Raw genomic sequence first — 19,536 nt, forward strand, 5'->3', positions numbered from 1 at the left:
TTCCGCGCATTACATGCGCATGTCGTACCAGTAGAGTGCCAACCCGATGTAGGCAACCATGGCAAAGGTGACTAAAAAGAGTACAACCAAAACGTCTTTTCTAATCAATCGTTGAGCCAGCGGTGAGTCGTAATGTGGGACCACCCCCACCAGCGGAATTTCTGGCGGCATTTGCTGTTGCAGAATCCTGGTTGAACGATAGTGAGGGTCAATCAACACAACCAGAATCAAAATACCGAAAGGCGCCAAAAAGCCAAGTAACGGAGCCGCTGCCGCAAAATGAGCGTAATGAATGCCTGACGGCCGGAGAGGGAAAGTAGCGGGATCCTGAATGCGATAGGTAACCCCCTGCCCCTCCTGATCCAGCGTCATGGATAAGCGGGCAGACTCTTTACGCTGGAGCATTTCCTCATAGACATCGCGTGTTACATTGTAATCCCGCGTTAACTCCGAAAGCTGAGCCTGATTCGCCGCCACCCGTTGGGCGCGCTCATGCTCCTGCTGCATGAGTTTTTCCAATGACTCCTTGCGTCGCAGTTGCGCTCTTAATTCAACCTCGGCAAGCGAAACCTGCTTGCGCAGCTCTTCATACAATGGATTCTCCACTGTTTGCGAAACCACATCGCCTTCGGTTTTTGCCTGCGCAATCAATGTATCGATTTCATTGATTTGTGCCCTCAGGGACACCACATCCGGATAGCTTTCCTGGTAACTCAGGAGCAACTGTTCAACATTAGCAGACAATCGAGCCCTGCGAGCCCTCAAGTCGTCCAACTGACCTTTGGCCTGGAGATACTGACCCTCGCTATCCAATTGCTGCTTTATCGTTCTGATACGGGACTGGCTCTCTTCGATGGCGATATTGAGCGTTTCAACATCAATTCTGAGCTGGGCAATACGCGCACTCACAGACGCCTCGGTACCATCCAAATTATTGGACTTGAACTCTTTAAGACGTTCTTCAGCCAATTCCAGCTGCCGCTTGTATGACTGCACCTGGGCATCTATAAAATTGAATGCCCCCATGCTTTCTTCACGTTTTTTACGCTCCGTGTAGTTAATAAACAGCGTTGTTACAGCATACAAGGTCTCGAACGAATCATCCTGACTACTCGAGGTGTATGTAATGGAGAAGTAGTTTGCTTTTTCGGATTTAACCCATAAGCCATCCCGAATTCGACGCACCACCCGATCAACCTGCTCCGGCGTCATAGTCGGCGATATCTTGCCGGTTTCCCGACCTGCCGCTTCGAGAATAGAACGCCCATAAATAATTTCGCGCGCCTGCGCGGAATGATCAACCTCTGTTACCGACGCCCTACCCTTTAACAAAGGCTCAATGATGTTGGTCACATCGGAATACAGCGAGACACTGGTGGTGTATTTGTGAGGCCATAAATAGCCCACACCTAAAATTGCAAAACTAAGCAGCACGAACATTGCAGCAGCCACAAACCGCCACCGTATAAGTTCCAGCTTCAGTGCTCGCAATAACTCTGCAATTAATACTTTATCCATAAATCCTCTTCACAACTGCCAATAGCAGTCAGAACGCCCTTTCCGGCACAGTGACAATATCGGACGGAATCAATGGGTAGTTGGTATCGGTTTTACCCTTATTGATTAAATCATCCAGATAGATGGGATAGACCTTGGTTTCACCATTGATCCGGCGGTACAGTTTTGCGTTATTACCCGACGCAAATTCATTGGTACCACCTGCCAGCAAAACCAGATCCAGGACCGTGATACCCTCGCGGTAAGGAATTGACTGAGGTGCCTGAACAGCCCCTGTAATACGGATGCGTCGCTGGAAATCGGCGCTGCTGGGATTTACCACGATTACGGTAACCTGGGGATTTCTCACAAAGCTTTTCAGCCCTTGGGTAATCTGGCCAGCAAGCTCTACCGGCGTGTGACCAGCGGCAACAATGTCGCCGATAAGCGGCATAGATATCTTGCCGTCAGGGCGGACCGGCACTGCCACACTCAGCTCCTCATTGCGCCATACACTAATTTGCAGCGCATCGCCTACGCCCACGCGGTAATCGGCCACGGGAGTGTAGTCTGTTGTGGGCGGGGGCGTTACCGGCCCCTGGCTGCTGCAGGAAGCCAGCGCAAATAACAACGGCAACAGAAGGTAGCATGCAGATTTCATTCTGGTTGTCTCCTTTAACCAAGTGCGGGGTTATCTGACCCCTTTACCTAACAATACGATCTCGACGGTTTGAACAAGAATCTGGAGGTCCATTAAAAAACCATGATTCTTGGCGTAATAAAGGTCGTATTTCAGTTTGTTTTTGGCGTCCTCTACCGAAGCACCATAGGGATATTTCAATTGAGCCCAGCCCATAAGACCCGGCTTCACCTTATGGCGAACATCGTAAAAAGGGATTTGCTGCTTCAGGTCTTCAACAAATTCAGGACGCTCCGGCCTTGGTCCGACAAAACTCATGTGACCCGCCAGTACATTATAGAGCTGTGGCAGTTCATCCAACCGGGTATTTCGGATAAAAGCGCCCACGCGCGTGACCCGATTATCATTTTCCTTGGCCCAGACGGCCTTACCTGCCACCTCGGCGTCTGTCCTCATGCTCCGGAACTTATAAATCCTGAATACACGTCCATTCAAGCCAACCCTCAGTTGCGAATAGAGTGCAGGGCCCTTGCTATCCAACTTTACGGCAAGCGCGGTCAACAACATTGCAGGCCAAAGCAGGGCCAGGAACACTCCGGATACTGCCACATCGAATAAACGCTTTGCCCACGCGTGCCGGCGCGAGACCCTGAATCCATCGGAAAACAGCAACCAGGAAGGCTTGAGCGAATCAACATCAATCGCATTGAGCTCGCGTTCTTCAAAGCTCAACAGGTCTGTAGTGGGAATGCCGGACACTTTACAATCCAGTAATTCCTGCACCGGCATGCCCGTCCCCTTGTCCCGGCGTCGTTCATCAGGGGCCATCACAATCTCATGGACATCATGCTTGCGCGCCAGCGCCAACCAACTGGACTCAGGCCGCAACAACAATTGCGGATCAACCTCCACCGGTTCCGAGCCCGCTGGCACGCAACCCACTACGGTCACCCCCAGTCTGGACGGCTGACTGGCGATGCGATTAAGCAATTCGCTCGCTTGCTGGCCCGCACCATAAACAAGGATTCTGCGCTGCAGATTGGCCAGATCAACAAAAGAGATAAACAATGCGCGAATCAGAAAGACCATCAATGTGGCAAACAACACCCCCCAAAACAGGAGTGCGCTATCAAACAGGTTGCCGCTGGTGATTAAATCGACAATGTAGAGAGACAGGCTGCCGAGCAGGAAGAAGCTGACTATGGTGCGCAACACCATACTGGCGTAGCCCTCTCGCACCAAAGAGATATAGACGCCCATTGCCAGGGTACAGCAACTCAAGACGACCGAGAAGATTAACGCCGGGACGAGAAAACCGACATCAATGCCGGCAAATAGGGATTCACCCGACAGCACAGACGGCAATCGCACGGCCAGCCAGGCGGCCAACACCAGGGTAAAGACTTCTATTATGCCCAGTGCGAGGTAGTGCTGGTGAATATAGTGTTTATTGAGGCGAATGTAAGCCACCCGAAAATCCCTTTGATCGCTACGTCCTGACTGTACTTCGCATGCCACCGTTACGGGCCCGGGGCCATCATTGACTGCATACGGTATACCCTTGCTTACCCACACAAACAGCGCGGATTTAAAGGTTAGCCCGCTATTATAGACTTTTTTATGACAATTTCCTCAACCTAAAGCATGAATAAAGAGTGGCTCACCTAGCACTATCGTTCAGACGCGGATTATCGGAAAATGTGGTACCGTACGCGCCTCTCAAAACCTCCCGTATAAAGACTTACGATCACGGATAGTATCTTATGTTCAACCCCTCTCCCTCTGTTTGCGTTATCGGCCTGGGCTACGTAGGACTACCGCTCGCAGTGGAATTTGGCAAGCAGGTCAATACACTTGGGTTTGACATCCACCAACGGCGGATTACTGAGCTCAATGCAGGCAAAGACCATACACTGGAGCTGAGCAGCGCAGAGCTGGCGGCGGCCACACACATCCGCTATACCGCCAACGAGGAAGAGATCAAGGCCTGTGACGTCTATATCGTAACTGTCCCTACCCCGATCACAGACGCCAAACAACCCGATCTGACGCCGCTACAAAAGGCCTCTGAGCTGTTGGGCAGGGTCATTGGCAAGAACAGTATCGTGGTATTCGAATCCACCGTTTATCCGGGCTGCACAGAAGAATATTGCATTCCTATTATCGAACGGGTTTCGGGCCTGGCTTTCAATCAGGATTTTTACGCCGGTTACAGTCCCGAGCGGATCAACCCGGGTGACAAGGCCCACCGGGTCCACAATATTGTCAAGGTCACATCCGGCTCAACGCCGGAGGTGGCCGACTATGTGGACGCCCTTTATCGGCGGGTTGTCACGGTGGGCACCCACAAGGCCAGCTCAATCAAGGTGGCTGAAGCCGCCAAAGTCATTGAAAACACGCAGCGCGACATCAATATCGCCCTGGTGAACGAACTGGCGCTGATATTCAAGCGCCTGAATATCGACACCCTGGAGGTGCTGGAGGCTGCAGGCACCAAATGGAACTTCCTGCCGTTCAGGCCCGGACTGGTGGGCGGCCACTGCATCAGCGTGGACCCCTATTACCTGACCCATAAGGCCCAGCAGGTTGGCTACAACCCCGAGGTGATTCTCGCCGGCCGCCGCATCAATGACAGCATGGGCGGGTTTGTCGCAGAAACCGTGATCAAGATGATGACCCAGCGCCGCATCCATGTGGTGGGATCCCGCATATTGTTGATGGGACTGGCCTTCAAAGAAAACTGCCCGGATCTGCGCAACACCCGGGTGGTCGACATTGTTGCCGAGCTGAAGACCTATCACGCAGACATTGATATCTACGACCCCTGGGTTGACCCGGCCGAAGCCGAACACGAGTACGGACTGACAATGCTGGAGACCCCTCAGGCCAACAATTACGATGCCATTATCATCTGCGTTGGTCATCAGCAGTTCCGCGACATGGGTGCGGCCGACATCCGCAAACTGGGCAAAAGCAGTTCCGTGCTATTCGACGTAAAGCACATTCTACCCAAGGATGAAGTAGACGGACGCCTCTAGCGCGCATCAACAGGGAGTTAACAAAATGAAAGTAATGGTCACTGGCGCAGCCGGGTTTATTGGTTCAACGCTGTCCCACCGGCTGCTGGCAAGGGGCGATGAGGTTATCGGTGTCGATAACCTGAACGACTATTATGACGTTACCCTCAAACACGCTCGTCTGGACCGCCTGACCTCGCAGCCCGGTTTTCAGTTCGCCAAGCTGGCGATTGAAGACAAAGCCGCTGTCGATAAAGTCTACCGGGAGCACAAACCCGACCGGGTCGTGAATCTGGCCGCGCAGGCCGGCGTGCGCTATTCACTGGAAAACCCCCAAGCCTATATCGATGCAAATATCACGGGTTTCCTGAATATCCTTGAGGCTTGCCGCCATCAGGGCACAGATCATCTGGTCTATGCGTCCAGCAGTTCTGTTTACGGCGCAAATACAGCGATGCCGTTTTCAGTGCACAACAACGTAGATCACCCCGTGAGCCTGTACGCCGCCAGCAAAAAAGCCAACGAACTGATGGCCCATACCTACAGCCACTTGTTCAACATCCCCACCACTGGCCTGCGGTTCTTTACCGTGTATGGCCCGTGGGGCCGCCCGGATATGGCACTGTTCATTTTTACCCGGAAGATACTGGCTGGCGAGCCCATTGATGTATTCAACTACGGCAAGCACCAGCGCGACTTCACTTACATTGATGATATCGTCGAAGGCGTGGTGCGCACGCTGGATCACATAGCGCCAGCTAATAGCAACTGGAGCGGTGACAGCCCCGATCCGGCCACCTCCAAGGCACCGTACCGGTTATACAACATCGGCAGCAACAACCCGGTAGAGCTACTGCGCTACATTGAGATTCTGGAAAACTGCCTGGGCAAGAAAGCCCAGATGAACCTGCTGCCATTGCAAGCAGGTGATGTGCCCGCAACCTATGCCGATGTTGATGCATTGATTGACGATGTGGATTACAAACCCACAACCCCCATCGAAGTGGGCATTGAACACTTCGTCAAATGGTACCGGGATTACTATAAAGTCTGAGCAGGGACCGTAACGTGAGTAAAGCCAGGGAAACGGCAATGAAAAATGCCATGACGATTGATGTGGAAGATTATTTCCACGTTGCCGCCTTCAAGGATGTGATAAACCCCGACGACTGGGGCCAATGGCCGAGCCGGTCAGATGCCAGTACCCGCCGCATCCTGGATCTTTTCGATGAAGCCGGTATAAAAGCGACATTTTTTGTGCTCGGCTGGGTGGCCGAACGCAATGGCGCTCTGGTGCAAGAGATCGCACGAAGAGGCCATGAAGTCGCCTCCCATGGCTACAGCCATCAGCTGATCTATTCGCAAACACCCGACGTGTTCAGAGCGGAAACCCACCGCTCCAAAGCGATTCTGGAAGACGCCCTGGGGACCGCGGTCACCGGATACCGCGCGGCCAGTTATTCAATTACCCGCAAATCACTCTGGGCAATCGAAATATTGGCTGACCTCGGCTTCCAGTGGGACTCGAGCATTTTCCCGACCCGCCATGACAACTATGGCATCCCCGGCAGCCCTGAACAGCCGTATCAGATTGCGACCCCGGCGGGCGGTCGTATTACCGAGTTCCCGCTCACCATGGCCAAGCTCGGGCCGCTGAAACTGCCTGCCGCCGGCGGCGGCTACTTCAGGCAATACCCCTATTGGCTGTCCCGCTTATTGTTTAACCGCGCCAGCGAAAACGGCCAGCGCCCGCAGATATTTTATTTGCACCCCTGGGAAATAGACCCCGATCAACCCCGGATACCGGGTGCAAGCTGGTTTTCCCGATTCCGTCATTACACCAATTTGGCGCGCTGTGAAAATCGCCTGAAAAAACTGCTTCGGGATTTTGAGTTCGGCACCATGAGCGAATGCCTGCAAGCTGAGGACTTGACCACCATTGCGCTGGCAGACCTTAAAGCTTAAAGGCTCACGGCCCGCCCACGGCAATGCGCCGTGAGCGATGGGTTTTAGCCGGTACAAGATCAGGCGTCCTCAGGCGCCACTAATTTCTGCCATAGCGATCGTCAAATCGCACAATATCGTCTTCCCCGAGGTATCCGCCGGTTTGGATCTCTATTAATTCCAACGGAATTTTGCCCGGGTTTTCGAGGGAATGAACTTCACCGATAGGGATGTAGGTCGATTCGTTTTCACTGATTAACAGTGACTTGTCACCCACCTGCACCTTTGCCGTTCCTTGCACGACCACCCAATGTTCCGCACGGTGGTGATGCATTTGGGTTGACAATTTCTGCCCCGGTTTTACGGTAATGCGTTTCACCTGATAGCGCTCACCGGTACCCAAACCATGAAACTTACCCCATGGCCGGTGGACCTCTTTATGCCAGTCAATTTCTGGCCGACCTGATTGTGCGAGCTTATCGACAATCTTTTTTACATCCTGCGCGCGATCCGGTGTTGTCACCATTACCGCATCTTCGGTCTCAACGATAATGAGATTGTCCACACCCACTGCCGTAACGAGACGTGAACGGGCGTTGATCAGTGTATTGCTGCAATCCAGCGCGTGCACATCACCGCTGTATACATTGTTCTGCTCATCAGGGGTGTTGATAGCCCATAACGCTGACCAGCTGCCGACATCGTTCCATATGGACGGAAAACGAACTACGCAGCCATTGCGCGTGTGCTCCATGACGGCATAATCCACAGAAATGGACTTCATGGCACAGAAGGGCGCCGCTGCCACGCGGGTAAAAGTGAGATCACTTTCTGCCCCGGCAATCGCCTCGGCACTTAAGCTGACGATGTCGGGCTCGTTTTTGCCTAATTCGGTCAAATAGGTGTCCGCCCGGAACAGGAACATTCCGCTGTTCCAAAGGTAGCTGCCGTCCGCCAGGTAAGCCTCGGCCCGGGCCAGGTCTGGTTTTTCGACAAATTCGGCAATATCCGCCACTGGCGCATTAGACGCGGCCTTAATGTAACCATAACCGGTTTCCGGCGCATCGGGCTCTATCCCAAACGTCACCAGCCTTCCCGACTGGGCTTCAGCCTGCGCTGTCTGCACCAGCGATAAAAAGGCCGCATCATCGGCGATCGCATGATCGGATGGCAGCACCAACAAACTCGCATCGGGATCTTCCTCCTTCGCAATATGCGCCGCCAGCGCAATAGCAGGCGCAGTGTTACGACCTTCTGGCTCTAATACTATCGCATGAGGCGCTACCCCCAAGGCACGTAACTGCTCCGCAATCAGAAACCGGTGCTCTTCATTGCAGATCACAATCGGCGCCGCCTTGAGCGGCAAACAGCGCTTGAGGGTAGCCTGCAACAGGCTCAGGCCCTCACCTTGCAAATCGATACATTGCTTTGGAAAACGCGACCGGGACAAGGGCCAAAGACGACTGCCGACCCCACCTGCAAGCACCACAGGAAATAACATGACTTGATTCCTCTCAAATCCCTTTGCAAATGCGGCATTATACCTTTGAAGGCCTTCCAGACACAGGCAACCACACAATTAGTGCCAGTGTACCACAATGAGTGGTATTATCTGGGCCATACTGTCTGTTACATCCAGCCAAGAAGGCGCAGTTAAAAAAGGAACTTTGCCAATCATGACGACGGGCAACTTCAGCTTTCAGTACGTATGGGGCGCCGAGGGTCTGCTCACCATCCGGGAGGCTTGGGAGCATCTGACAGATGCCAATCCTGTGCGCCGGTTTTTTACCGACTGGGCATGGTATTACCTGTTAGAGACACAGCTGAACGAGCGCCCCTTCCTCTATATCGTCTGCTCACAACAGAATCAGATACGCGCCATTCTGCCTCTGGAGCAAACCCAGCAAAAACGCGGCCCAATAGAACTCAAAGCCCTGCGCACACCAAAATCCGCAGCGCTGAACCTGTATGACATTGTCACAGATACAGCTACCGACCCGTCGCTGATAAATGAGCTCTTACACAGTCTGTCGCTCAGCGCAAAGGTCAGCTGGGATCTACTGGACCTGGAGTTGATTCCGGCCAGTGGTGACCTGGCAAGCCTTATCGGCAACGCCGGGCTTACACTGGATCGAATGGGAGCAAGTTACTACGCGGAAAGCCAATCCATTCACACGCTGTCCAAAAAACAACTCAGAAACGCTGAGCGCCTGAAACGAAAGGCCACAGAAGACTTCGGACCCGTAAGAATAGAGCAGGCAACTACGCCAGCAGAACTGGACCAGGCGTATAATTTGCTTTTGGACCTGGAGAGTTCTGGCTGGAAAGGCGAACGCGGCACAGCCATTATTCATGACGTTAGTCTGAATAATTTTTACCGAGCGCTGCTATCTGAGTACGGCACAGCTAATACTGCTGCGATTCATATACTCTATTTTGGCACACACCCTGTAGCAGGCGAGCTGATGCTCCGCATAGAGAACAGCCTGCAGATTTTGAAAATCGGATTCGATGATACGTTTCGCGCTTACGGGCCCGGCACCATATTGATGTCAGAAACACTGCAATCCTGCGCCACTGGCGAAGCAGAAAACGTACACCTGGTGACTGCTCCAAGCTGGGCAGAGCGCTGGCACCTACAGGAAGATCCGGTCATGACATTCCACAACTACAATAAGACTACACGCTCACTGCTTTTCAGGGCAGCTAAGCGCGCTGCCAAAATTATCTAACGGCAACTCAGGGATCAGAAATGAATATTTTAGGGATAAACTACATATTTCATGACACATCTTCCTGCATCGTTCAGGACGGCGACCTGATTTGCGCGCTGGAAGAAGAAAGGTTCACCCGCAACAAGCACACCTACGAATTCCCTGAACGCTCTATTCAAAGATGTCTGTCGATAGCCAAACTCGACACTGAAAACATAGACCACATAGCCGTATCGATAGACCCTTGGAAACACCAGTTAAAAAAAATCGCCTACGCCCTATCGCTTGGATTTAAATCCAAACAATTCATCAAGAACGAATTCTGGCGCTACAGAAACCAACAACAAAAGTTCTGGCACTGGTACCGCCACACCTGGCCCGGCAACAAACACCCAGAAGTACACTTCATAGAGCATCATAAATCCCACATACTGGGCAGCTATTTTGTATCGCCCTATGAAAACGCAGCCTTGCTTTCACTCGACGGCTCAGGTGAATGGTCAACTCACTGGATGGGTGAAATTCGCGACGGCAAGATAAGCAAAATCGCAGAAAGCTTTTTTCCAAACTCGCTTGGTTCATTCTACGAGGCCGCTACCGAATTCTGCGGATTCAGACCCAACTACGACGAAGGAAAAACCATGGGTCTCGCTCCATTCGGAAACGCCGACCGACTTTATGATAAAGCCAGGAGCTTGGTTACAATAAAAGATACGGGAGAAATAGCAGTAGACACTGGTTATTTTAACTTTCCGCATTACGGAGAATGCCGATATAACGAAAAATTTGTCGCCCTTTTTGGCAAACCAAGAGCCCAATCCAAAACCGCACCGTTCGAATCTCACCACGAAGACGTTGCCGCCGCATTTCAAAAAGCACTGGAAGATTGCGCCTTGAAAATGTGTAAAATTTTGGAACAAAAAACATCCGCCGAACACATAATTATCGCCGGTGGCGTAGCCTTAAACAGCGTGATGAACGGCCGCATAATAAGAGAAACCCGGTTTAAGGATGCCTACATCATGCCTGCAGCAGGCGACAATGGAACTGCAATTGGCGCAGCCTATTGTGTCTGGAATGACGTACTAGGAAACACTAAACGCCACACCCACCTGAACCCCTTTGTGGGCACAAGTTATTCTGATGACGAAGTGGAAGCCACCCTCAAGGGGTTCAAACTAAGCTACAAAAAATGCGACGACATTTGCCAGGCAGCGGCACAACTCATACACCAAGGAAAAATTATTGGCTGGTTTCAAGGCAACATGGAAATCGGACCGAGAGCGCTGGGTAGCCGCTCAATTGTAGCTGACCCAACCAATGCAAACATGAAAGGCAAGATCAACGCTGAAGTGAAATACCGGGAGCCGTACCGTCCTTTTGCGCCCTCCGCTATAGAGGAGTCGTACAAAACCTACTTTGAACTTGGTGTTGACGACCCCTTTATGCTTAAAGTCGATTTTGTCAAACCTGAATGGCGAGCAAAGCTCGCTGCGATCACGCATGTGGATGGATCAGCCAGGCTACAGACGGTGAGCAAGAAAACCAACCCTCTTTACCATCGGCTGATTTCGGAAGTGGGCAAACTAACCGGTACCGATGTAGTATTGAACACCAGCTTTAACGTTATGGGTGAACCAGTGGTTGAATCACCCGAACAGGCCATCCGATGCTTCTACACTTCAGGTCTGGATGCACTGGCCATTGGCAATTTTCTCATCATGAAATAGACATTATGACCATTCGCTTTCTTTTTACGGCAGGATTGCTATATCCGACAGCGCTGGCACTCGTCATAGCACTGGACACATTGGTTGGTGACGCTGAATTTTTACAGCATTTCCTGACCGTATCACGCAAACAAACGCTACTGATCGTACTGTCTGACTGGGGGCAAGCCATTCCTTACTGCCTGGCATTTGCAGCCACTTACTTGCTGGCGGAGTATCAGTTCGGCCAGAGATCTGCAATTATCGGAGGCATCGCTGTCGGCGGTATAGCTTTGCTAGCCTCTGTGATGCCACCTCACCTACCAACCATAATTCCCTGCGCCCTGTTCACCACAGTGATACTCGCCGTCCTGAGCCGGATACCCACAAGGAAATACCATGAAAAAGCTTAGTGCCGGAATTATTGCTGCCGTATTGAGCCTGGCCAGCACTCAAAGCCCTGCGACCAGCAAAGCCATCATTATTGGCGGGGGCAACACTCTGGAAAACTCCCAAGGCCAGATTGAAGAAAATGTTCAGTGGGTAAGCGACATCCTGGACGCAAAAAAAATTGAAACCCAAGTATATTTTACCCACGGTAGCGCCCAGGGTGTGGATATCGTTTATTTTGGCGACGCCAGACTGAACGACACCCCTGAAAACGTGTTGCGACGCATTTATCTCGATGGTCTGGACTTCGCTAAGTCCTACAAACGAAATACGCTCCCGAAAATCGATGGCCCAACGACGAAAGCCTCCCTGACCGAAGCATTATCAAAAACTTTTAAGTCACTTGAGAACCAAGCCGAATCCTTACTTATTTTCAATGGTCACGGCGATATAGACTTCTCCAATACCGACAACAACGCCCTTAAACTCTGGCAAGACGAACGACTTAGCATTAACGAAATACGGTCATTATTCGAGAGTGCGCCCCAGCAAAGCACCGTTCGGTTCATTTTTACCCAATGTTTTTCCGGCTCTTTTTCCAAACTCGCCTTTGATAATCTTGAAACAGACCAACTCGCAACCCCTCGTAGCTGCGGCTTTATGGCTGAAAGCGATAGACGCGAAGCAGAGGGTTGCGATCTCGGCATAAATCCATCCGAATTCCGGGATTATACAACGTACTTTTTTGCAGCCTTGAATGGCTACACCCGAACAGGTCAGCCGATTAATCTTACAAAGACAGATCTCGACAAATCAGGGGAAATCGATTTTCGCGAAGCCCACCTGTACACTCTTGCAAACGCGCATAGTAGCGATCTATCAAGATCCACCAGCGAACAATTTGTCGAGTATAAAGAGCCTTGGTATAGACGCTGGGACACCGCATTTACGCCTAAAAATAACGTGTACAGCCGTATCGCCATCGAAGTCGCTGAGCGCGAAAAGGTGGCATCAGGAGGACTTCCCTTACTGAGAGATATCCTGCATGAGAGAGCGGCTCTGAAAAACCTGACATCCGAGCAGGACACAGCCCGAGCGAAAATCGAGCAAATACAGGCCACCTTGCGCACCGAGTTGGGCGAACTGCGTCTTGCCGAATTGACCACCGATAAACAAGAAGAGGTCTATAATCAAGCCATTCAAATGGCTGCGTACCAACAGTTAAAGCACGCCCAAGATGAACTGATGCAACTGAACGAGCAAGTCCTGCAACAGACCAGGAACCTGACACAGCGCTTGAAAGCGGCGCGAATGAACAGGATATCCCGACTCGCACACTACCAGAAAGAGAATCCGGCATATCAGTCGTTAGTTGATTGCGAGTCATCTGGCCAGCTTTAGAATCAGCCTCCTCCACTTCACTTGCTCATTAGCATACGGATATGACTGCTTTCAGGGAATTACGTCAAACCCATCGCAATTACGGCTTACTTGCCGTAGCGACAGATATCATAAACCGGATTGGGTATCGATTTGGCATTACCCATGTTGAAAAAATATTCGTTATAGAAGAGTTGGCCCGTACCAGCGAGTTCAGCGCCAACGTTCTTTCAGCCGATGAAATAAAGCACCTCCAACAGCAGGGAATGATCACCTGCGATCCTGAACAAATCACTGCCGCCGAATGCGGCCAGTTAATTTGTATTGCCGCAACTGAACAAGACCGGCTGTGCGGGCTTACGTGGTATGCAATTCAGCCTTACCGCTATGGCGGGTCAACCTTTGCTTTTTTCGATCCCCGCTACATCTGTGGATTTGGCGCATTTGTTCACCCGGATTACAGGGGCCGCGGTGTGCGCGACGCTATCGTTGCAAAGGCTATTGAGCACGCAAACAGTTTGGGCCGCAGGGGTATTATCGCAGCCATTTCGTGGACAAACTTTGCCTCACTCCGATCCGCTGCGCGCATCGGCTACAAAGCCATCGGCCTTGCCTATTGCTGCCCCTGGCTACCCAGTCACCGGCACCGGCCCTACTACCAGTTGCGCAAACTGGAAACCACCACCCCCATAACGACAGCATTTATCAGCACAAGCGTGTCGGCAGTACTGGAGTTACTGTATCGGAAATCTATCCTGCTACTGGTGATTGATGCCGCTCCCAAAAGGCCGACAAGCCAAAATCCGCTGCGTCGGATTTTGGCCCGCACACAACACCAATCGGTGTCTGACTGGGCATACGCGCGTGGCGTCCCCTGCATACGGTTTTTGTCAGACAACCAATCCACAACAGCCGAGGCGATACGAGCGAGTCACGCTGACTATTTGATCTCTTACACTGCACCGCTTTTTAACGAAGAGATACTGCTTGCCCCTAAAAAGGCAGCGGTCAATATCCACCCCTCATTGTTACCCGATTACCGCGGAGGTGCACCCTTGCCATGGCAAGTGCTACGCGAAGAAGCAATCACCGGGGCCTCACTGCATCTGCTCACCATGAAAATTGACCAAGGCGCGGTACTCGCACAGGTGCAATCTGAGTTACCTGCAGGCTTAAGCAAGAAGGCTTTATTCGAACTCGCACGCAACAATGCTGCCCGCGCGCTGGATACCTGGCTGGACAAACATCTTTCTGATAGCCTTTTATCAGGCGTTGCACAGCCGGAGCAGTCTGATACTCCCTTCGCGCGCAACAGAACTTTAGCCGATCTGAATAGAGAACTTGACTGGCACCAGGACTCAACCGCGAAGCTATTTGCCCTGGCCCGCTATCTCGAACGCTGGCCAACCGAACTCAACCAACCACCCGGGTTGCTCCCCTGGCTACCCTGGCGGGCCTGCTCACTAGAGGAAAGCTGCTCAAACCTGCATAGCGTGCAATGGCGCTATAGCTGGAAGGGGCTGCAATTCCGTAACGCTAAAGGACAAATCACGCTACGCCCCAGCCTCAACCCACTTCACTGGCTGTCGCACTGGCGAAACTGGCGCAGATTGGCAAGAGAACAGGGCGAAAATATTTACCTTTAGGCAGACCAAAAAAAACAGGCCAGAAGCCTGTTTTTTTCACACTGATTATTCCTTGCCAGGGTAAATCTTAGAAAGGAATATCGTCGTCAAAATCAGCAAAGCCATCATTCGGGGCCTGCTGAGGCTGAGCCTGCTGCGGGCGCTGCTGTTGCTGCTGGTAATTCTGCTGCGGTTGCTGGCGCTGTTGTGGTGCCTGCTGCTGAGGTGCAGAGTAGCCGCCTTGTTCGTAGCCGCCTGAACCCATGTCGCCACGGCCATCCAACATCTGCATTTCGCTGGCCACAATTTCGGTGGTGTAACGGTCCTGCCCGTCCTGCCCCTGCCATTTACGCGTACGCAGACTGCCTTCGACATAGACCTTGCTGCCCTTTTTCAGGTACTCACCCGCTATTTCGGCCAGGCGATTGAAAAACACCACGCGATGCCATTCGGTGCGCTCCTGGGGCTGGCCGGTCTGCTTATCCTTCCAGGTTTCAGAGGTTGCGATACTTACGTTAGTGACCGCGCCACCACTGGGCATGTACTTGGTTTCCGGGTCCTGGCCGAGATTACCTACCAGGATGACTTTATTAATGCCTCTTGCCATTTATCTTTCCTCTTCTGAAGTCACGTCCCTTTGACTTGCACATCTAAACATTCAGTTCACTAAAAGTCGACACCTGCTCAAGCAAGTGCCCAGTCGTAGGCCGCCAATTGGTCCGGGTCGAAGCGCGTGGCATCCACCTGCAGGTAAATCACTGCATCCTCTGCCACCAGCGTAACCTGCTTCACACCGGGCAGGGCCGCCAACAACTGCACACCGGGCTCACCATTGGCCTGGCCAAGATTTATACGAATACGCTGAGGCCGCGCTGGCTGACGGTGCCACAGCGCCAACAGCCACCAGAGCACCAACAAACACGCACACAGGATAAACACACTACTCAGACCCGCACGGGTTATCATCAGGCCTCCCAGCGAGCCGCCCGCGAAGGCGCCCAAAAACTGCCAGGTCGAGTAGACCCCTGTCGCGGTACCTTTTACCTCTGGTTTGGCCACTTTACTCACCCAAGAGGGCAAGGTTGCCTCCAGCAGATTAAACGCCATAAAAAACAGGAACAACGCAGCGACCACAGCCGAAGCCACCCGAGCCTGAGCAAGCAGCAACTCTGCCCCCAGCAGCAACGCAATGGCTCCGAGGTATACCTGTTTAACCCAGGATTTGCGCTCGCCGATCACCATAAACGGGATCATAGCAATAAATGACAAAACCATGACCGGCAGATACACCTGCCAATGATCCACCCGAGCTACACCGGCAGCCTCCAGCATTTGTGGAATCGCCAGAAATCCGGCCATCAGGACAAAATGCAGCACAAAGACACCTGCATTCAGCAACCACAATTCTTTGTCGCTCAGCACAGAACGCCAATCTAACGGCCCTTGTACCACCAGGCGGGCGGGCTCCACCACCAGAGACAACAATATCAGCACCCCCGCAGCGGCCAACGCGGCGGTTGCATAGAATACCCCGGCCAAACCCCACTGACCCGAGATCAACGGCCCGAGTACCATTGCGATCGCAAAGGCAATGCCAATGGATACGCCCAGCAAGGCCATGGCTTTGGTGCGGTTTTCTTCAGCCGTGACATCCGCCACCAACGCCATCACGACGGCGGCGATAGCACCGCAGCCCTGCAGGAAGCGCCCCAGGATAAGACCCCAGACCGAATCGGTCATCGCGGCCACCAGCGACCCGGCAAGAAAAACCAGTAAACCGATTAAAATCAAAGGCTTACGACCAAATCGGTCCGATAAATAGCCAAAGGGGAGCTGCAGAACTGCCTGACTGAGACCGTAGGCCCCAAGGGCCACGCCCAGCAACACCGGCGATGCATCGCGATAGCTTTCGCCGTATAGACTCAGCACCGGCAGCACCATGAACAGCCCCAGCATACGAACCACATAAAGTGCAGCCAACGGCAGGACGGCACGACGTTCAAAGGGCGTAGTCACGGGTATGTTCTGGACCTGGAGCTGAATTAACGGGGGCAGCAATACTATCAAAAAACCGGTCCCGATAAATGAACACTGACCACCTTAGAGCAGAAAAAAAGGAAAATCCGGAGTTCTATAACTAAACTGTCTTTCATACCAATTGCTCAAGTGATTGGGGCTGGTTATATTGACTTTGGTTATAAAATAAACGAATTCACCACCAAACCGGTCTGCGGACCCAGGATGTACCCATGAAATTCCTCACTCTGCCCGCCTTAGCCTTGCTCTCCTGCAGCGCCATTGCGGCCCCCCAGAGCGCCGATGCCAACGCCGCAATTCAGGAACTCCGTCAGGCAGTGACCTTTGCCGACGCCGCAATCCGCGATGTGCAGGCTCAGGAAGCCGTGAATCAGCTGCATGCAGCGATTGCCGAAGCCGATCTGACCATCGCAATAGCGTCTGCCGCGGATGCCATCCGGGATGTGCAGGGTCAGGAAGCGGTGGGCATGCTAGCCGCCGCCATCGCTAACGCAGATCTCAACATCGCGTTTGTAGAAGCGCAGGTTGCGATCAACCAGGTCGGTGATGACCAACTGCTCAACGAGCTGTCTGAAACACTGGCAAATGCCGATGACGCGCGCGCCAACGACATGATCATGGCAGTGGTTTCAGAGCGCCCGATGCTGGCCGCAGCGGTGCAGGACCGCGCACTTGGCGCAGGCATCAATGAAGCACTGGTCGCCAATGCACTGACCGCCGGATTTGGCGAAGCAGCAGCAACTGCCGCAGGCAAATAAGTCCGTCGCGCGCCGGCTATTCATTGCCGGCGCGCCCGCCTTACACTGGCGTACCAACTAGCCCCGTTATAACGTTTTATTTCCCGCTACCAACAAAATGTTCTGAAGCACTGCAATTGGCAATATTGTTCCAGTTCAACCTTGTCAAACGCGAAACGTTGCACAAAAACCACTAATAGCAGTGTGTTTTATTCGCCAATTCATCTAACAAATACATACTTAGGTGCTAATTTATAACAGCAAAGGGTTGGCGTCTTGCAGTACTAAAAGTGAAACTTTACTCTTAGTCTCTCTTTTACTGACGCCATGGAAAGCGCAGACTCAAAAAAGGACTCTGGTTATGAAACCTACCTCTTCGGCTCCCACTCACATGGTACTCCTCAGCGAGTCCAGTATGCAGTCCAAGATGCTCGCGAATCTGATGGCGGACCGACTGCAACTTGAATGCAAGCTTACCGACAATACCAATCAGATTGCACACCTGTTCAGCGGAGACCAGAATCTTCTGCTGATCGATACCCAGCACTTCGATCTAACCGCATTGCGCGCCTTGCTGCAGAATCTGCAAAGCAAAGTCAGTCGGCTGGTGGTGGCACTGTTTAACGTCATCCCAAGCTCAGAGCAGGAGCATCTGGCAGAGTGGCCTCAGGTAAAAGGCCTGTTCTACCTCAACGCCGATCACAACCAATTACTCAAGGGCTTGCAGTCCCTGGTGGCCGGTCATTTGTGGCTGCCAAGACAAGTGGCAAACCAACTGGTCGAGCAGAATCGCCGCCCTCCCATGGACTCTGGTTCCCGCCAGATGCTTACGCGCCGCGAACTGCAGATCATGGAACTGCTGGCCGACGGTGCAACCAATCTGCAAATCGCAGAAGCGTTGTTTGTCAGTGAGCACACCATTAAAAGTCACTTGTACAACGTGTTCAAAAAGATTGACGTGAAAAACCGTCTGCAAGCCTGTAACTGGGCTCGCAACAATATCTGACATGCGCCTTTTTCTGCGCCTGGCGCCACTGTTGATCAGTGGTGCTGCTCTGTTGTTTCCGGGCCCCTGTCTGGCGCAGGCGATTGAAGACGAGATCAGCGGCTTCACCATCGACAATACGATCACGCGCACAGGCCATGAGTTTGCCCGCTTTCTGGCCGACTATCGCAACAGCCAATTCGCCCACCAAAATGATTACAACCTGGTGGTGAATGAACGCCCCTCGGCCCGATGGGGCAGCCTGATTTGGGTCACATTGGATAATCAGGAGGTATACCGCCGCTTTCTTCCACCCGGGCGGGTGGACCTAGAGCAGGAAGCCCAAGCGGCGGCAAACGGAATCCATCAACGCGCTCAGCAACAACAATTACAACTTTTGTTGATGGACACTTTTGACTTGGACGCAAACGAGTATTGAGGGAAGACCATGAAACCACTTGCGATCGCCGGCTTATTGTTAGCCAGCACGGGAGCTATTGGCTCTGAATTGATTTATACCCCCACCAATCCCGCTTTTGGTGGCAATCCAATCAACGGCAATTACCTCCTTTCCAATGCGCAGGCGCAGGATACCTATAAAAACCCGGACCTGGGTGAAGGTTACAGCACGCCGTCTGATCTGGACCGTTTTACCAGCTCCCTGCAATCGCGCCTGCTCAGTCAATTGCTGACTGATGTCGGCAGCGGCAATAGCGGCAGCATTGAAACTGACGCCTTTATTGTTGATCTAGTGGACATTGATGGTGTCCTGACGGTCACCATAACCGACCGCGAAACCAACGAAGTCACGGAAATTGTCGTCTCCGGTTTAAACCCCGGCAACTAACTTTCAGGGAAGAA

The 19,536-nt window shown here is 52.5% G+C and carries 18 protein-coding genes; 12 read left to right on the plus strand and 6 right to left on the minus strand.

Annotation, left to right across the window (positions count from 1 at the left end):
* Positions 1–9: 9 nt before the first annotated feature.
* Genes M5M_RS08750 through M5M_RS08760 form a run of 3 tightly spaced genes read right to left on the minus strand, consistent with a single transcriptional unit; the run spans position 10 to position 3,655 of the window.
* The gene (locus M5M_RS08750) at positions 10–1,518 is read right to left on the minus strand and encodes an XrtA system polysaccharide chain length determinant (RefSeq protein ID WP_015047132.1); all 1,509 of its coding nucleotides are present in this window, start codon (positions 1,516–1,518) and stop codon (positions 10–12) included.
* Positions 1,519–1,546: 28 nt separating this feature from the next.
* The gene (locus tag M5M_RS08755; protein ID WP_015047133.1) at positions 1,547–2,158 is read right to left on the minus strand and encodes an XrtA/PEP-CTERM system exopolysaccharide export protein; all 612 of its coding nucleotides are present in this window, start codon (positions 2,156–2,158) and stop codon (positions 1,547–1,549) included.
* Positions 2,159–2,188: 30 nt separating this feature from the next.
* A complete protein-coding gene (locus M5M_RS08760) occupies positions 2,189–3,655 on the minus strand; it encodes a TIGR03013 family XrtA/PEP-CTERM system glycosyltransferase (RefSeq protein ID WP_338057827.1) in 1,467 nt (488 codons plus the stop codon).
* A gap of 245 nt (positions 3,656–3,900) precedes the next feature.
* On the opposite strand from M5M_RS08760, the gene tviB reads away from it, so the two are divergent.
* Genes tviB through M5M_RS08775 form a run of 3 tightly spaced genes read left to right on the plus strand, consistent with a single transcriptional unit; the run spans position 3,901 to position 7,119 of the window.
* The gene (gene tviB / locus M5M_RS08765; RefSeq protein WP_015047135.1) at positions 3,901–5,175 is read left to right on the plus strand and encodes a Vi polysaccharide biosynthesis UDP-N-acetylglucosamine C-6 dehydrogenase TviB; all 1,275 of its coding nucleotides are present in this window, start codon (positions 3,901–3,903) and stop codon (positions 5,173–5,175) included.
* 25 nt (positions 5,176–5,200) lie between these two features.
* Positions 5,201–6,208: an NAD-dependent epimerase gene (locus tag M5M_RS08770; RefSeq protein ID WP_015047136.1), complete on the plus strand. Its 1,008-nt coding sequence runs from the start codon at positions 5,201–5,203 to the stop codon at positions 6,206–6,208.
* A 14-nt stretch (positions 6,209–6,222) separates the two neighbouring features.
* Entirely contained in the window at positions 6,223–7,119 is an 897-nt protein-coding gene (locus M5M_RS08775; protein ID WP_244431070.1) for an XrtA system polysaccharide deacetylase, read from the plus strand.
* Positions 7,120–7,198: 79 nt separating this feature from the next.
* On the opposite strand, the gene M5M_RS08780 is transcribed toward M5M_RS08775, so the two are convergent.
* Complete coding sequence (locus M5M_RS08780) at positions 7,199–8,599, minus strand: mannose-1-phosphate guanylyltransferase/mannose-6-phosphate isomerase (protein ID WP_015047138.1); 1,401 nt, start codon at positions 8,597–8,599, stop codon at positions 7,199–7,201.
* 97 nt (positions 8,600–8,696) lie between these two features.
* Here M5M_RS08780 and M5M_RS08785 point away from each other — a divergent pair, with 97 nt between their 5' ends.
* The 5 genes from M5M_RS08785 to M5M_RS19480 are packed head-to-tail and all read left to right on the plus strand — an operon-like array spanning position 8,697 to position 14,937.
* Entirely contained in the window at positions 8,697–9,830 is a 1,134-nt protein-coding gene (locus tag M5M_RS08785) for a GNAT family N-acetyltransferase (protein ID WP_081640142.1), read from the plus strand.
* A gap of 20 nt (positions 9,831–9,850) precedes the next feature.
* Positions 9,851–11,542, plus strand: coding sequence for a carbamoyltransferase family protein (locus tag M5M_RS08790; protein WP_015047140.1), 1,692 nt, complete (start codon positions 9,851–9,853; stop codon positions 11,540–11,542).
* Between the two features lie 5 nt (positions 11,543–11,547).
* Entirely contained in the window at positions 11,548–11,934 is a 387-nt protein-coding gene (locus M5M_RS08795; protein ID WP_015047141.1) for a hypothetical protein, read from the plus strand.
* The gene (locus tag M5M_RS08800; RefSeq protein ID WP_015047142.1) at positions 11,921–13,312 is read left to right on the plus strand and encodes a hypothetical protein; all 1,392 of its coding nucleotides are present in this window, start codon (positions 11,921–11,923) and stop codon (positions 13,310–13,312) included. Before M5M_RS08795 ends, M5M_RS08800 begins: the two co-directional genes overlap by 14 nt.
* A gap of 41 nt (positions 13,313–13,353) precedes the next feature.
* Positions 13,354–14,937 carry a GNAT family N-acetyltransferase gene (locus M5M_RS19480; RefSeq protein WP_015047143.1) on the plus strand — a complete coding sequence of 528 codons (1,584 nt, stop codon included), beginning with the start codon at positions 13,354–13,356 and terminating at the stop codon, positions 14,935–14,937.
* Positions 14,938–15,004: 67 nt separating this feature from the next.
* On the opposite strand, the gene ssb is transcribed toward M5M_RS19480, so the two are convergent.
* Positions 15,005–15,523: a single-stranded DNA-binding protein gene (ssb, locus tag M5M_RS08810; protein ID WP_015047144.1), complete on the minus strand. Its 519-nt coding sequence runs from the start codon at positions 15,521–15,523 to the stop codon at positions 15,005–15,007.
* A gap of 77 nt (positions 15,524–15,600) precedes the next feature.
* Positions 15,601–16,932, minus strand: a complete 1,332-nt coding sequence (locus M5M_RS08815; protein ID WP_037433989.1) for an MFS transporter — start codon at positions 16,930–16,932, stop codon at positions 15,601–15,603.
* A gap of 233 nt (positions 16,933–17,165) precedes the next feature.
* Here M5M_RS08815 and M5M_RS08820 point away from each other — a divergent pair, with 233 nt between their 5' ends.
* The 4 genes from M5M_RS08820 (at position 17,166) to M5M_RS08835 (ending at position 19,522) form a co-directional block, all read left to right on the plus strand.
* Entirely contained in the window at positions 17,166–17,711 is a 546-nt protein-coding gene (locus M5M_RS08820; protein ID WP_015047146.1) for a hypothetical protein, read from the plus strand.
* A 340-nt stretch (positions 17,712–18,051) separates the two neighbouring features.
* Entirely contained in the window at positions 18,052–18,696 is a 645-nt protein-coding gene (locus tag M5M_RS08825) for a LuxR C-terminal-related transcriptional regulator (protein WP_015047147.1), read from the plus strand.
* Position 18,697: 1 nt separating this feature from the next.
* Complete coding sequence (locus M5M_RS08830; RefSeq protein ID WP_015047148.1) at positions 18,698–19,114, plus strand: curli production assembly/transport protein CsgE; 417 nt, start codon at positions 18,698–18,700, stop codon at positions 19,112–19,114.
* A gap of 9 nt (positions 19,115–19,123) precedes the next feature.
* Positions 19,124–19,522: a curli assembly protein CsgF gene (locus M5M_RS08835; RefSeq protein WP_015047149.1), complete on the plus strand. Its 399-nt coding sequence runs from the start codon at positions 19,124–19,126 to the stop codon at positions 19,520–19,522.
* Positions 19,523–19,536 lie beyond the last annotated feature (14 nt).

This window comes from Simiduia agarivorans SA1 = DSM 21679 (assembly GCF_000305785.2).
In the GTDB taxonomy this organism is placed as follows: Bacteria; Pseudomonadota; Gammaproteobacteria; order Pseudomonadales; family Cellvibrionaceae; genus Simiduia; species Simiduia agarivorans.

Bases quoted from the DNA above. Each gene is read 5' to 3' on its own strand.
- M5M_RS08750 (WP_015047132.1), bottom strand. From the start codon at position 1,518: ATGGATAAAGTATTAATTGCAGAGTTATTGCGAGCACTGAAGCTGGAA.
- M5M_RS08755 (WP_015047133.1), bottom strand. From the start codon at position 2,158: ATGAAATCTGCATGCTACCTTCTGTTGCCGTTGTTATTTGCGCTGGCT.
- tviB (WP_015047135.1), top strand. From the start codon at position 3,901: ATGTTCAACCCCTCTCCCTCTGTTTGCGTTATCGGCCTGGGCTACGTA.
- M5M_RS08770 (WP_015047136.1), top strand. From the start codon at position 5,201: ATGAAAGTAATGGTCACTGGCGCAGCCGGGTTTATTGGTTCAACGCTG.
- M5M_RS08780 (WP_015047138.1), bottom strand. From the start codon at position 8,599: ATGTTATTTCCTGTGGTGCTTGCAGGTGGGGTCGGCAGTCGTCTTTGG.
- M5M_RS08785 (WP_081640142.1), top strand. From the start codon at position 8,697: ATGAGTGGTATTATCTGGGCCATACTGTCTGTTACATCCAGCCAAGAA.
- M5M_RS08790 (WP_015047140.1), top strand. From the start codon at position 9,851: ATGAATATTTTAGGGATAAACTACATATTTCATGACACATCTTCCTGC.
- M5M_RS08795 (WP_015047141.1), top strand. From the start codon at position 11,548: ATGACCATTCGCTTTCTTTTTACGGCAGGATTGCTATATCCGACAGCG.
- M5M_RS08800 (WP_015047142.1), top strand. From the start codon at position 11,921: ATGAAAAAGCTTAGTGCCGGAATTATTGCTGCCGTATTGAGCCTGGCC.
- M5M_RS19480 (WP_015047143.1), top strand. From the start codon at position 13,354: ATGACTGCTTTCAGGGAATTACGTCAAACCCATCGCAATTACGGCTTA.
- ssb (WP_015047144.1), bottom strand. From the start codon at position 15,523: ATGGCAAGAGGCATTAATAAAGTCATCCTGGTAGGTAATCTCGGCCAG.
- M5M_RS08820 (WP_015047146.1), top strand. From the start codon at position 17,166: ATGAAATTCCTCACTCTGCCCGCCTTAGCCTTGCTCTCCTGCAGCGCC.
- M5M_RS08825 (WP_015047147.1), top strand. From the start codon at position 18,052: ATGAAACCTACCTCTTCGGCTCCCACTCACATGGTACTCCTCAGCGAG.
- M5M_RS08830 (WP_015047148.1), top strand. From the start codon at position 18,698: ATGCGCCTTTTTCTGCGCCTGGCGCCACTGTTGATCAGTGGTGCTGCT.
- M5M_RS08835 (WP_015047149.1), top strand. From the start codon at position 19,124: ATGAAACCACTTGCGATCGCCGGCTTATTGTTAGCCAGCACGGGAGCT.